15 protein-coding genes are annotated in these 13,894 nt (G+C 38.2%); 9 read left to right on the forward strand and 6 right to left on the reverse strand.

Translation table 11 applies throughout. The features are described 5' to 3' along the window. Nucleotides 1-61: 61 nt before the first annotated feature. Nucleotides 62-1,930 carry a S8 family serine peptidase gene (locus F6K54_RS26730; protein ID WP_293084311.1) on the forward strand — a complete coding sequence of 623 codons (1,869 nt, stop codon included), beginning with the start codon at nucleotides 62-64 and terminating at the stop codon, nucleotides 1,928-1,930. Nucleotides 1,931-2,158: 228 nt separating this feature from the next. Here the strand turns inward: F6K54_RS26730 and F6K54_RS26735 are convergent, their stop codons facing one another. Further along, nucleotides 2,159-2,950 carry a Uma2 family endonuclease gene (locus F6K54_RS26735; protein WP_293084314.1) on the reverse strand — a complete coding sequence of 264 codons (792 nt, stop codon included), beginning with the start codon at nucleotides 2,948-2,950 and terminating at the stop codon, nucleotides 2,159-2,161. A 448-nt stretch (nucleotides 2,951-3,398) separates the two neighbouring features. Next, the gene (locus tag F6K54_RS26740) at nucleotides 3,399-4,163 is read right to left on the reverse strand and encodes an HAD family hydrolase (RefSeq protein WP_366558245.1); all 765 of its coding nucleotides are present in this window, start codon (nucleotides 4,161-4,163) and stop codon (nucleotides 3,399-3,401) included. A 354-nt stretch (nucleotides 4,164-4,517) separates the two neighbouring features. On the opposite strand from F6K54_RS26740, the gene F6K54_RS26745 reads away from it, so the two are divergent. Together F6K54_RS26745 and F6K54_RS26750 are read left to right on the forward strand one after the other, a co-directional pair. Beyond that, on the forward strand, nucleotides 4,518-5,144 hold the full coding sequence (locus F6K54_RS26745; protein WP_293084320.1) for a restriction endonuclease subunit R: 627 nt from the start codon (nucleotides 4,518-4,520) through the stop codon (nucleotides 5,142-5,144). Between the two features lie 50 nt (nucleotides 5,145-5,194). After that, entirely contained in the window at nucleotides 5,195-5,665 is a 471-nt protein-coding gene (locus F6K54_RS26750) for a GNAT family N-acetyltransferase (protein ID WP_293084323.1), read from the forward strand. 671 nt (nucleotides 5,666-6,336) lie between these two features. On the opposite strand, the gene F6K54_RS26755 is transcribed toward F6K54_RS26750, so the two are convergent. Continuing rightward, the gene (locus tag F6K54_RS26755) at nucleotides 6,337-7,527 is read right to left on the reverse strand and encodes a peptidase U32 family protein (protein ID WP_293084326.1); all 1,191 of its coding nucleotides are present in this window, start codon (nucleotides 7,525-7,527) and stop codon (nucleotides 6,337-6,339) included. A 126-nt stretch (nucleotides 7,528-7,653) separates the two neighbouring features. On the opposite strand from F6K54_RS26755, the gene F6K54_RS26760 reads away from it, so the two are divergent. Beyond that, nucleotides 7,654-8,433, forward strand: a complete 780-nt coding sequence (locus F6K54_RS26760) for a Uma2 family endonuclease (RefSeq protein ID WP_293084329.1) — start codon at nucleotides 7,654-7,656, stop codon at nucleotides 8,431-8,433. A gap of 408 nt (nucleotides 8,434-8,841) precedes the next feature. Here the strand turns inward: F6K54_RS26760 and F6K54_RS26765 are convergent, their stop codons facing one another. Both F6K54_RS26765 and F6K54_RS26770 read right to left on the reverse strand, forming a co-directional pair. Next, a complete protein-coding gene (locus tag F6K54_RS26765; protein WP_293084331.1) occupies nucleotides 8,842-9,588 on the reverse strand; it encodes a L,D-transpeptidase in 747 nt (248 codons plus the stop codon). 91 nt (nucleotides 9,589-9,679) lie between these two features. Then, the gene (locus F6K54_RS26770; protein ID WP_375342004.1) at nucleotides 9,680-10,111 is read right to left on the reverse strand and encodes a L,D-transpeptidase; all 432 of its coding nucleotides are present in this window, start codon (nucleotides 10,109-10,111) and stop codon (nucleotides 9,680-9,682) included. 291 nt (nucleotides 10,112-10,402) lie between these two features. Between F6K54_RS26770 and F6K54_RS26775 the strand changes: the two genes are divergently transcribed. Then, entirely contained in the window at nucleotides 10,403-10,600 is a 198-nt protein-coding gene (locus F6K54_RS26775; protein WP_293084337.1) for a hypothetical protein, read from the forward strand. Between the two features lie 81 nt (nucleotides 10,601-10,681). On the opposite strand, the gene psaK is transcribed toward F6K54_RS26775, so the two are convergent. Then, the gene (gene psaK / locus F6K54_RS26780; RefSeq protein WP_293084340.1) at nucleotides 10,682-10,942 is read right to left on the reverse strand and encodes a photosystem I reaction center subunit PsaK; all 261 of its coding nucleotides are present in this window, start codon (nucleotides 10,940-10,942) and stop codon (nucleotides 10,682-10,684) included. 398 nt (nucleotides 10,943-11,340) lie between these two features. On the opposite strand from psaK, the gene F6K54_RS26785 reads away from it, so the two are divergent. The 4 genes from F6K54_RS26785 to F6K54_RS26800 form a co-directional block, all read left to right on the forward strand. After that, nucleotides 11,341-12,057 carry a hypothetical protein gene (locus F6K54_RS26785; protein WP_293084343.1) on the forward strand — a complete coding sequence of 239 codons (717 nt, stop codon included), beginning with the start codon at nucleotides 11,341-11,343 and terminating at the stop codon, nucleotides 12,055-12,057. A gap of 318 nt (nucleotides 12,058-12,375) precedes the next feature. After that, nucleotides 12,376-13,047, forward strand: a complete 672-nt coding sequence (locus F6K54_RS26790) for a discoidin domain-containing protein (protein WP_293084346.1) — start codon at nucleotides 12,376-12,378, stop codon at nucleotides 13,045-13,047. Between the two features lie 129 nt (nucleotides 13,048-13,176). Next, nucleotides 13,177-13,317 carry a hypothetical protein gene (locus F6K54_RS26795; protein ID WP_293084349.1) on the forward strand — a complete coding sequence of 47 codons (141 nt, stop codon included), beginning with the start codon at nucleotides 13,177-13,179 and terminating at the stop codon, nucleotides 13,315-13,317. Nucleotides 13,318-13,547: 230 nt separating this feature from the next. Further along, nucleotides 13,548-13,894: peptidoglycan-binding protein (locus F6K54_RS26800; RefSeq protein WP_293084351.1), on the forward strand; the 347-nt coding region annotated here is incomplete at its 3' end.

A 13,894-nucleotide genomic window follows, 5' to 3' on the forward strand; every position in this document is an offset into this window, starting at 1 on the left:
TTAAGCTTATGACCCAATTAATACTGATTCTAAAGTTCACAGTGACCAACTTTTCGGCTTAATGTGGGCGCTTCACAACACTGGACAGACAGGAGGAACCGCTGATGCAGATATTGATGCGCCAGAAGCTTGGGATATTCAAACAGGAAGTAACAATGTAGTAGTGGGAGTCATTGATACTGGCATCGACTACACTCACCCAGACTTGGTCAACAATATGTGGACTAATCCCGGAGAAACCCCTGGTAACGGCATTGACGACGACGGCAACGGATATGTAGACGATGTTTATGGTTATGACTTTGCCTACGGAGACAGCGATCCATTTGACCCTATTGATGGTCATGGGACTCACGTTGCGGGAACCATTGGAGCAGACGGCAACAATGGACAAGGAGTTGTAGGGGTAAATTGGGACGTTGATTTGATGGCGATCAAGTTCCTAGACGATAATGGTAACGGCAATACATTTGGCGCAATTCAGGCAATAGAATATGCAACAATGATGGGAGCAGACCTAACTAACAATAGTTGGGGAGGGGGAGGCTTTTCTCAGGGATTGTATGATGCGATCGCAGCAGCAGGTGCAGCAGATTCTTTATTTATTGCATCAGCAGGTAACAGTGGCACAGATAATGATGCTACCCCTCACTACCCAGACGGCTACGATTTAGACAACATCATTTCAGTTGCTAATACAGACCAGAACGATAATTTATCTAGCTCCTCTCAATATGGAGCAAGATCGGTAGATTTAGGTGCGCCTGGTACACAAATTGCTAGCACTTACCCAGGAGGAGGTTACGCTTACTTAAGCGGTACTTCCATGGCAGCTCCTCATGTATCAGGAGTGGCAGCTTTGGTATTGGCAGAAAATCCTGACTTGAGTTATCAAGAGGTCAAAGATATCATTCTTGAGAGTACCGATCCTATTTCAGCACTAGATGGAAAAACAGTAACAGGTGGTCGTTTGAATGCGTTTGAAGCCCTGTCTTCATTAAACACTGCCCCCACTAACCCAGTCCGTTTTGATTTTAATGGTGATGGGGTAGCAGATATTCTCTGGCGTAATGGCACTAATGGAGCTAACAGTATCTGGTTGATGAATAATGACGGTACAAGGAGCAGTAGTGTTAATCCTGGAGGTGCAAATACGGCTTGGGATGTAGCCGGAGTTGACGATTTTAATGCCGATGGAGTAGCAGATATTCTCTGGCGTAATGGAACTCTTGGAAATAACCGCATTTGGTTGATGAATAGTGACGGCACAAGGAGCAGTATTGTTAATCCCGGACGTGTAGATACGGCTTGGGATGTGGCAGGAGTTGACGATTTTAATGCCGATGGAGTAACAGATATATTGTGGCGTAATGGAACTCTTGGAAATAACCGCATTTGGTTGATGAATAGTGACGGCACAAGGAGCAGTATTGTTAATCCTGGAGGTGCAGGTACAGATTGGGATGTGGCGGGAGTTGACGATTTTAATGCCGATGGAGTAGCAGATATTCTCTGGCGTAATGGAGCTCTTGGAAATAACCGCATTTGGTTGATGAATAGTGACGGCACAAGGAGCAGTATTGTTAATCCCGGACGTGTAGATACAACTTTGGATGTGGCCGGAGTAGAGGACTTTAACGCCGATGGAGTAGGAGATATTTTCTGGCGTAATGGCACTGATGGAGTTAACAGCATTTGGTTGATGAATGATGACGGCACAAGGAGCAGTATTGTTAATCCTGGAGGTGCAGGTACAGCTTGGGATGTAGCCGGAGTAGCGGACTTTAACACCGATGGAGTAGGAGATATTCTCTGGCGTAATGGCAGTAATGGATCTAACAGTATCTGGTTGATGAATGATGACGGGACAAGGAGCAGTATTGTTAATCCTGGAGGTGCAAATACCGCTTGGGATGTAGTTGGGATGTAATTTCTCTCATACTGTGCTACCTTAGAGCAGTTTTCATTTCGGCAGACCACAGTAGGGACGTTGTATGCAACGTCCCTACAAGGTTTTGCTTGTGAAGATGTGGTTCATCAATTTGAAAAGTGCTGTAACTGGGAAATTTTAAGGAGTAATGGTCACTTTCAAGCTAACTTATAGCAGAAGTAAGAGGGTTGAGCAGCACAATGCGTCACCCAACCTATAAAAAACTATTTAACTCAACTCATCAGCGTCAATACCTAACTCTCGTAGTTTCGCAGCCAAGCGATCGGCCCGCTCCTCGGCATTGGTGGCCCGTTCCTCGGCATTGATGGCCCGTTGTTGAGCTGCGACTGATTCCTCTTCTGGGGTTGGAATCAAATCTCCATCCATACTCATCCAGCGCAACCAAAGTCGCTCTATATTACTGTAGCTCCCCTGCCATAAACCTAGACTGAGTTCGATACTAGGAATTAACAAACGTCCATTAGTCAACTCTGCTGTTTGGTAGCGATCGCCTACTAAATGAAACCCCTGCATTTCATTGGTATAGCGACTAAAAGTCACATAATAAGGCACTCGTAAAATCTGCTCGTAAACTTCCCACTTCGTAGCAGGTTTTCCCAGATTTCGCACTGTCTGTCCTAAATCTTCGTCTTCAGTCCCCGGAGATAACAACTCCACTACAACTAAAGGGTTAACTCCTTCTTGCCAAACTACATAGCTCAGGCGCATATCTCGCTCTTCGTATAACCTGGGCACTCCCACAACTCCAAACCAATCTGGTCGTTTATACCAATTGGGATGCTTGACATCGTAGTAGAGATTCATATCGTTGCCACAGAATAATAAATTGGGATACCAGTTGTGAGGTTGAAAAGTTTTACGCAACAATTCTGGTTGCAAGTAGTGAAATTCGTCTGGCAAACCTGGTTCCTCCTGATTTTCACTTGGTAGATCGTACATTGTGGGCAGAGTTTGCTTTGCTGAAAGTGGTGGATCTGATTGAACGGATATATTTGTCATATCGGTTTATTTCGCTCTCGACATGGTTGGGTTCGATCTGGCGATCGCAAAGTAGTGCGGAATACTATTGTTTTGTCTGACTAAAAAATAACGGTTTTTTATACTACTAATAATGACACTATTTGCGCCTATATTTTTTCACACTTACAGCTTAACATAGGATTTTTACAAAGTAGCAATGGCAGTTGCTATAGATTAGCATTATATAAAAAATATTGTAAGCATTTCCTCCGGAATGCTGCGCAAACAGCCGTCAACCATCAGCTATCAGCTATTGCTTTTAGTTTAGGATAAAAGCAATATTTAATTGTCTTACTACAAAAGTTGCCTCCCTTCCCCTTAAAGTCTATATTAATTTAAACACTGTCCTCAAGGAGAGAGTGTTGTTGCTGATAGCTGACATCTAATAGCTGAATGCTTACATTTTTTTTATTGAATAAAATTAATTTTATTCTAATAATAATTCTGCCAATTCACAAAAACCTTCTGCTTCTTTTTGACGGGTAATATAGACTGGTTGATGATTCAATTTATCAACATAATCTCGAACATTTGCTACTCCCACAGACAAAGGAAATTTACTTTCATCAAACAGAGTTTCATCATTAGGACTATCACCAACTGTAATAATTTTTTCTGTTGTTAATTCAGGAAAATATTCTGACAAAACTTGCAACAAACCTGTCGCTTTATCCTGTTCTAAAGGTTTAATATGACAGTGCACATTGCTATAGGTAAAACCATAACCTTTGGAACTACAAATCTCTGCTATTTTTGTCAGTTCAGATAAACTTAAGTCCTGAATATCAAAAGTCCAATCTGTTAGTCTAAACTGATTATCAACAGATTCTTCAATCCGAGGAAATAGACTTTTTAAGTATTGGAAAATTTCAGCTAAATTTTGTCTATGTAGATTAATATATGGTATAAAGGTTAAAAATTTAGGTGCTTCGCTATGAGTAGGATAAAATAAGCCTCCATTTTCAGCGATCGCTCCTACTACTGGCAGATAATTTTTAATAGCTTGTGTCCAACCGGCAGAACGACCTGTAATTACTAATACCTGAATTTGGGCTGCTGCTAATTTTTCTAAACTCAGGAAAAGATTGGAAGTAAATTTACCATTTTTAGTTAATGTACCATCAATATCAGTAGCTATAAGTTGAATATTTTTCAAATTACTTTTTGCTACTGCTTTAGAGAGAGGAGTCATTTCAGTCATTAGTTATCAGTTATCAGTTATCAGTTATCAGTACCTCCTGCAATCAGGAGGCTTGACATATTGAATATTATCTTTTCTCTTGGTCTATTGTATATGGCCAGGAGTCATTTCAGTTATCAGTTATCAGTTATCAGTTATCAGTACCTCTGCCTCAAATCAGAGGCTTGAAATATTGAACTTGATTTTTTCTTGGTTGATTGGATATGGGGAGGTCTCCTCGCCATCCCACCCTACGGGAAGCTCCGCTAACGACTGCTTTTTCATCCCCTTAAAAGGGAAGGCTTTAGACCAGAATTTTAACGTTACATATAATAATAGTATCCCAAATAAAGAGTTATTCTAATTATGTTTGAAACAATTATAGCTACAAGCCTAACTTTACACGATATTGAAACAAAATTCAATTTACAATTTTCTCAGGATGAGCAATTTTTTCGAGAATGGCTTGATGATTTACCAGAAATTAATGATGTAGAAAGGCAAGGATTAGATAAACTAAAAGCTGGCTATCTCAATAATATTAAATATCAAATGTTAGAAAATACTGTCAAAATGGTGGTATTAGCACCGTTGTTATATTTGGCAGATTTGTATATTCCTCCCTTTCATATTGAATCTGAAAAATCAGTAGAAATTGTGCTAGAAAATGAGGATAAAATAGTGAGGGGAAGTATAGATATTTTGGTCTTAAAAGAAAACTTTTGGGTAGTTGCAATTGAAGCTAAACGGTCACAATATTCTCTAGAAGTAGGATTGCCTCAACTATTATTTTATATGTTAACTAATCTGACTCCAGAAGTACCGAAATTTGGGTTATTAACAAATGGCAGTAATTTTAGATTTGTTAAACTAATGAAGGGAGATAATTTACAATATTCTGTCTCTCGGCTTTTTGATATTTTTAATCCTGGAAACGATTTGCATCAGGTTTTTCAAATTTTAAAGCGTTTATCTCAACTGACTGAAAATTAGATTCAAGAATAATAATCAACAAATAAATCAGCCATAAAAAAAAGGTGAAAATGACAGAAATATTATTGCCAAACTCCTGTACTATTAGACCTGCATCTGCCAAAGATATTTGGCCTATTCGTAAAATGGTTTTGACTGCTAAACTTGACCCAACTCAATTAATTTGGCAACAATTTTGGGTCATTGAATGTGAAGAAAAATTAGTAGCTTGTGGGCAGTTGCGTAATTTTGAAGATGCAGAAGAATTAGGTAGTTTAGTCGTTGTCAAATCTTGGCAAAAACGTGGTTTAGGAACAATACTAACTAAACATCTAATTCAACAATCAACTAAACCTTTATATCTAGAATGTATAGGGAAAAAATTAGAATCTTTTTACAGTCGTTTTGGTTTTGTATCTATTTCTTTAGCCGAATTACCTCAATCTCTAAAATTGAAATTTGGTATATCTCAATTAGCTAGAAAAATCTTCAAAGTTCCCGTCATAATTATGCAGTATCAAGGAAACAATTCAAGAATTTAGAACTTAGAATTTAGAATTTAGAATTATACCAAGCTGATTAAATCTAAAAGTATTTACAGATAAAGGTTTTAGCCTTTTTAGGACCGAATTGCAGTGCGCATATTTCAGTCTAAAACCCTCAAAAAGGAGCGTATTTTAGACGCATAGTTAGGCAGAAAAATTATTCTTACAAAACTTAGCTCCTACCTCCTCTAAGTACCCCTAACTCCTGTCTTCCCCTCCTGGGAGGGGTTATATCAAATCCGTTTAATTTGGTATAAAAAAAGATTCCATCTTCACCTAGAGCGGAAAGAATTCTGAGTTCTCTTCCCTTCTGAATTGCAGGATTGCTGAATTCTGAATCAGAATCCAGAATCTTATTACACCGATGCTACCGGATTTAATATTAGGGGTGGGTTGTCTCCTACCCTCACCCATAAGACTTTTTCCGCAAACCCTAACTAGGGCTTGCTGATTAATTCTAAAAGTATTGATTGATATTGGTTTTAGCGTTTTAGAGTTGAAAAAAGTGCGCCTGTTTTCGGCGGAAAAAGCTCATGCATGCTAGTATTTTGGGACGATTATGGCAGAAAAATTGAAAGATAATTCTTACTTCTACCTCCTCTACATTCCCATTTCTCCTGTCTCCTGTCTCCTGTCTCCTGTCTCCTACAAAGAGCAAAAAGACTTTTTCAGCAAACCCTAACTATATTCAATTTTGCTACATTATTCAAAATATCTGGTGCTGCAGCTTTAGGAACACAAACAACATTACCAGCACGCATTTTCTCCAAGCGATCGCCTACCACAGAAATAAGCTGACTAACTCTCCAACGTACTATCTCCCCATACACAGGAATAATCTCAATTTCATCACCCACTTCCACAGACTCAACCAGTTGTAAAACAATATTTTCTGGTGTTGTCTCCATCACAATACCAAGATATTCGTGAGTACCCCTACTACTTTCCAACTGCTTATATACAGAATCATTTCCAGCAGGAGTTTCCAATGAAGCACAAGAATAGTCACGGTGAGGCACAGATTCTAATTCACCACTAATCTGATTCACTAACTCTGGAGTCAACCTCCCTTCTGCATAAGCATCGATCGCTTGCCGATAAGCTCTACAAGTCATCCCTACATAAAACGAAGATTTCATTCGCCCCTCTATTTTCAGAGAACAAATTTGATGCTCAAAAAACGCTCCTACTTGATGAATACCCCATAAATCTTTAGAAGACATAAACGTTACTGGTTGATTATCTGTTTTTGCCTCCAACTGATAGGGAAACCGACATGATTGAATACACCCACCACGATTAGAATCTCTGCCTGCAGTAAAATTGGAAATTGTACAATTACCAGAAAAAGCCATACACATCGCACCGTGAATAAACATCTCCACATCAATACCAGTTTGTTTACGAATCAACCCCCCCTCTGCCACACTGACTTCCCGCCCCACAATTAAACGCTTCACAGAAAATTCTTTCCACATTTGTCCTGCATAAGAATTAAGACAAGATGCTTGAGTCGAGAGGTGAATGTCAAGATTAGAACTATTTTTCACAACTCGCAAAACCCCCAAGTCGGAAACAATAACACCATCCACACCAATAGATTCCAGAAATTGACAATATTCTGCCAATCCTTCAAAATCATCATCATGAAGAAAAGCGTTCAGAGTCAGATAAACTTTAGCATTATTTTGGTGAGCAAAATTGACTCCGTGTTCTAAGTCATAGTCAGAAAAATTATCTGCTCGTGCCCGTAAACCATATTTTTGCCCTCCTACATAAACAGCATCAGCACCATAAGTAACAGCAACTTTTAGACGTTCAAGATTTTTAGCAGGAGCTAACAATTCTGGTTTCCACATAATTATTATTTATATACTGGTTAACTTAAATATTTTAGCTCGATCCCTCAATGATAGTTTGACGAATCAAAATCAACGCTATAATTAAAATACAGAGGTTTTGCGGAAATTTTGAGGAAAAAAAAGATGGTGAAACAACTCGAAACCCAAACCCATCGAGAAATTGTTTATGCCGATAGTGACGGCCAACCAATGGCAGATAATACAGTTCAATTTCGCTGGATAATGGTTCTTTATCATAATCTAGCTTGGCTATTTGCTGAAAATCCTGAAGTCTTTGTAGCTGGAGATTTGCTTTGGTATCCAGTACAAGGAAATAATAAGTTGCGTCAAGCGCCAGATGTTATGGTGGCATTTGGAGTACCTAAAGGAGATCGAGGTTCTTATCAGCAATGGAAAGAAAATAATATTGCTCCCCAAGTTGTGTTTGAGATTCTTTCTCCAGGAAATACTTTGAAGGAGATGAGCAAGAAACGCCTATTCTATGACAATTATGGCGTAGAGGAGTATTATTTGTATGACCCAGAAAAAAATGATTTGACGGGGTGGTTGCGTTCTAAGTCATTATTAGATGTAATTGATGAGATGAACGGTTGGGTTTCCCCAAGATTGGGAATTCGGTTTGAGGTATTGCCAGATACTTTGCAATTGTATCGTCCAGATGGTCAATTATTTGCGGATTATCTGGAAGTTCAACAACGGTTGAACGAAGTTCAGGAAGAATTGGATAATGTTCAAGAACAATTGGGTAATGTCCAAGAGCAGTTAGATGAGGAACGTCAGGCCAAAAAAGTTGCTGAGTCAGAACTCCAACAGGAACGTCAGGCCAAAGAAGTTGCCGAGGAACGTGCTAAACGTTTAGAGCAGTTACTTCGAGAAGCAGGAATAGATCCAGAGATTAAGTAATACCAAATCCGGCGATCGAGAGTGTGGGAAGATTGGGAAGGGTGGGGAGTGTGGGGAAATAAAGAAAGCAGGACTTACGCATAACTACCATAGTAGGGGTTAACGGCCGTTAACCCTTACAAATGGTGCTTTCTTCCTTCTGTTGTAAATTATCAAAATAATTTGGTCGCGCAACCCTGCCAAGGCGAAATATTTTTGGAGAGTTGCTCAAATCCCCGTTACAAAAATACAGCAGATTTCGGGCAAATTATGTACAAGGTGAATTGTCAAAATATTGTAGTGCGGGCATCTTGCCCGCGACCTCACAACACTGGAAAGTGCTGTAAATTCTAACTTCTGACTTTTTATTTCTTCCTTCTTACTTCTAACTTCTGACTTTTTATTTCTTCCTTCTTCCTTCTGCCTTCGTTAAGGTTCCACAACCACAGTCGTACCCACCTGTACCTTCTCAAATAAAGCAATCACATCTTCATTCCGCATCCGCACGCAACCGTGAGATGCAGCATATCCAATAGATTCTACAGTGGGAGTACCATGAAATCCAATCGTATCTCTTCCATCTGTCCAAAAACCAATCCATCTCAATCCTAAAGCTGTATTTGGCCCTGCTGGCATTACCTCACCTGTCCAGGGGTTTTGCCATTGTGGATTTTCCACCAGTTGAATAACTTTAAATTCACCCGTTGGTGTTTCCCAACCTGGTTTACCCACTGCCACAGGATAACTAGCTATTTCCTGTTCTCCTTCATACACATACACTCGTCGTTCCCCTAAGCGAAGTACCACCTGGGTTAACTTTTCTACTTCTATTCTTTCTATTCCCAAATATTTTTGAAAGTCTTTAACAGCACGTTTCAGGTTTGGCATTAAGCCACCAAATGATGGATTAACTGATTCTCCTTCTGTTAGTAAATATTTTTGGGGGTTTTTAACAGGTTGTCGCTTTGGCATCAAATCATCAAATGCTAAATTAGCTTTCTGCTCTACTTGCTGATTATCATGAGTTGTATCAGTCGTATCAATAGAAGCTATAGATAACTTTTGACCAGATAATATAATAATTGCTGTCGTTAAAAAGATTGCTGTTAAATTATATGCTTTATTGTTGATTTTCAACATAGAACTAAGCCATTTATTTATGGTAGATTCGATCATTTTTCACTCCTCAAATATTAATGATATAGATATTATCAGAAACTAATATTATTAGTAGCTGAATTTATGAATAAGCTCTGCTCATATTCTTTTAAGGTTCGACAATGACAGCTGTACCAATTGCTACTTTTTCAAATAGAGCTAGTACATCTTGGTTTAGCATTCTAACACAACCATGAGAGACAGCTTGTCCTACCGTTTCTTCGTTGGGAGTTCCATGAAAACCTATATAGTTTGTGCCATCTGTCCAAAAACCAATCCATCTTTCCCCCAAAGGATTTTCAGGACCTGGTGGTATTATTTCTCCAGTAAAAGGATGTTTCCAGGATGGATTTGGAATTTTTTGAATAACTTTATATGTACCTGTGGGAGTTTCCCATCCTTCTCTACCAATGGCAATGGGGTAACTGGTTTTTAATTGTTCGTCTTGATACATATAGACACGGCGATCGCTTAATTTTATGACTAAATAAACTTTTTCATTTGCCTGAAGATAAAGTTTTTTTAGGATTTTTTTTGTAATAGGTGATTTTGATTTTATTGGAGACTGAATTTCTATTAAGTCTTTCGCATTGGTCGAAGCTTCTTGATTTTTGACAGGAGTTGAAGCATGAGTTTGTTGTTGTAAATAGTTCCAGATAATAACTGTACTTATGCTTAGGAGTATTAACAGATGAAAACCACGAAAAATATTGTGGTTTTGACTACTATTTCTCCATTTAGATAAAGATTTTTTTCTGACTTTTTCCTTCATTTAGTCAATTCTTAACTACTGAAAATATATTGGTTTTTGATTATACAGTAGTTTTCAAGATTGGTAGACTACAGTAGAGGCATTCAATGGGTAGGGAATGTGGGGAGATGGGGAGATGGGGAGATGGGGGGATGGGGAGATAAAGAAAGATGTGTGTGTGGAAAAACCTATCTTTTCGCTTTAATGGTAAACATAAAAAAGCTACTTATTTGGTTCTCATTATTTTTAATATTGCACAATAGTTTTACAAACAAATAAGGCAACTTCCCTAAAAGTTGCCATTAATAAATCAAAATTTGATTAACAATTTTATGCTAATGGTTATAGTTAAGGTAAATGTTACAGAGAGCCAATATTTGCCAAGCCAAGAATTACACCCGCACCTAAAATGTGACCAAAGCTAGTAGTTGCTAAAACACCAGCTACACCAAAACCACCAAAAAAGTTAGAACCAGGCATTGCAGGCCCAACACTAGGATATTTAACAGTCAACTTAGCGAAGGCGATCGCCACAATATTACAAATAATCATAATTAAAGCAATTTTTGGACTCCAAGCAAAAGTATTAGGAGTAACTGCGAGTAAAGTTGAGTAGAGCATTTTTTCTTTTCCTTAATTATACGTAGTCAATCAAAAACCTAAGTGGAATCTTTATACCAGAAAATACAATTATTTTCTCTTATAGAGTAACTTAGTAATAATTCTTTACAAATTTAGCTTGAGATTTAATATCATCTCCGTTGGTATTGTTTGTGTAAACCCAAAAGTGAATATCTACAGGAAATTTAAGTTTTTTTAGATTTTTAAGCCTTCTTCTGTGCGGTTTATCTATCTGATAACCGCTATATATTTCAAAAAGAGAAAATTTTCAGGAAATTATCTGCCTCAATAAAAATAATGACTTTTTAGGCAATTTTTATTTTTTCGATTTAAATTTGCATAAATTCTCGGAGAGGGGGTGAAACAATATCAGGTAATAAATTTTCTCAGGAGATTGAATGATGTTGAAAAAGTTTTCTATTGCTATTGCTGGTGCTGGTGCTGCAATTGCTGCTACTTTCACTACTGTTTCTAGTGCTAGTGCAATTGTCAATGGTAGTTTTGAAGCAGGCTTCAATGGATGGAGTACAATTGGAGACACCAGGATAGAGGATATTAGTTTTGGTACACCACCTTCAGATGGTAATTTTAATGCATTAATGACGAATGGTTTTGGTGCTGTCTCTGATTTTGCGATTGAAAATTTCTTAGGGTTAACTCCAGGAACTCTGGACTCGTCATTAAATATTATTGATGCTACTGAAGGTTCTGCTATCAAACAAACTTTTTTTGCCAAGGCTGGAGATATTCTAACATTTGATTTTAACTTTTTGACAGATGAATTTACACCTGATTTCTTCTTCAATGACTCTTCTTTTATATCTCTTTCAAATTTAGATGTATTAGCTGATACCAACTCCTCTGTTATGTTTTCTCTAACCTCCTTTTTTGAAGAAACAGGATATCAAAGTTTTTCTCATACTTTCTCTGAGAGTGGAACTTATACTTTAGGATTCGGGGTTGTAGATGCAGTAGATACTGTTGTTGATTCTGGTCTTTTAATTGATAATGTTGAGCTTACTTCTGTTCCAGAACCAGGTTTAATTTTTGGCTTAAGTTTAATTGGCACTTTAGGTGCAACTTCCCTGAAGGGGAAACAAAAAAAAGAAATGTAGGTTCACAGGTCTAATTTCTAGCAAACCTACGTCATTTTAAAAACCTAACTCAATTATAGCTTCAAGTATTCGTTTGTGAGGAGACACACCCTAATATTTTTAGGTGTCTCTCCTAATTTTTTATGGCCAATTCTTGAAAAATCCATTTTCTCTGAATCCAGAATAGTAGATATATTTCCCATAGAGAAAATTGTCAGGAAGTTATCTACCTCAATAAAAATAATGATTTTTGGGCAGTTTTTCTATTTCAAATTGCATAAATTCTCGGAGAGGGGGTGAAAGGATACCAGGTAATAAATTTTCTTAGGAGATTGAATCATGTTGAAAAAACTTTCCATTGCTGCTGCCACAACATTAGGTTTAACTATGCTGGTAGATATTCACCCAGCTCAAGCTGCTTTTATCGTCAGCCCAGTGGATGCAACAGCAACTTCAGAGTTTATACCTGGTGCGGAAATTAGCAACACTATTGACCAATCAGGTCTCAGTATTGGATTTACGAGTGGCGTAGATGATTTTGATACTTATCTCAGTTTAAATCCTACACACACTCCAGCATTCTTTGGTAACGAATGGTTCACTAATTTTCAAAGCGCACCCCAAACTGTAAACTACGATCTCGGTAGTGTTTTGGCTATTGACCGCCTTGCACTTTGGAACGATGAGGCGGAGGGCGGAATTTCCTCTTTCGATATATTGTCTTCCAATGATGGAACGAATTTCTCTACTGTTTTGAGTGGAGTATCTCCAATCATTAATCCATCTGGTAGTTTCTATCCTGCAGAAGTCATTGATTTCGGCTCTGTTGTTAATGCACAATTCGTCCGATTTGAGATAACAGACTGTGAAGGTCCGACTTTTTGTGCTATCGGCGAAGTTGCTTTTGCTACTGCTGAGTCTGTACCTGAACCTGCTTTTCTACTGGGTTTATTAGGGGTAGGTACTTTAGGTGCAACTTCCTTGAAGGGCAAACAAAAAAAAGAAAAGTAGGTTCACTGGTCTAATTTCTAGCAAACCTACGTCACTTTAAATACCTAACTCAATCATAGCTTCAAATATTCTATTATGAGGAGATGCACTCAAAAATATTAAGGTGTGTCTCTCAACTTTTTCATTTAATTGGAAGGAAACCCAGAATTTGGCGATCGCGTTCTCAAAATTTTTGAGTCCATCGAACAAGAAAACTGTCAAGGTTTTGCTTGTGATTTGGTTTTGGTAGAACTAATGGTCAATATTCAATTGTTGGCCAAAAATGTTTGATATCGTGTCCGTTAGCATCGGAGCGTGTATAAAATCAAGGTGACACTCTTGAGAAAACCTTCTGCCTCCTGCCTTCCCCTCCTGGGAGGGGTTAGGGGTGGGTTGCCTTCTGCCTTCCTTCCACCAAAGTCTAATTATTCAACCGGACATGATATGATTGCTCAGTTGAGTCTAGAGTCAGAGTATACTATGCTGCTGATTAGCTATTTCGTAGTTATCATTTATCTAGCATGGAACTCCAAGACTTTCTGAGAACAGACCTTAAATATGATGTCAAAACCCTCGCCGATGATGAAAACCTGACTCGTGAGATTCAGGCCATACTTGTTGACCTAAATATGCTTAACCCTCCAATAGATGGCATATTTGGCCCATTAACTACCGCAGCACTTCATCGATTTCAAGTGAATCAAAAAAGCGGTGAGGCTGGATATTTAGGCGAGAAAACTACGAAAAAGTTATTAGAGGCCAAAGAAGCCAATATCCCGGCGGCCCTAATCATCCTCAAAACTAAAAAAGATACTATTCTTAAGTATAGACCCCTTCAATCTTCTAAATTAACTGAGTCAGAAAAACA

This window comes from Okeania sp. SIO3B5, assembly GCF_010692555.1.
In the GTDB taxonomy this organism is placed as follows: domain Bacteria; phylum Cyanobacteriota; class Cyanobacteriia; order Cyanobacteriales; family Microcoleaceae; genus Okeania.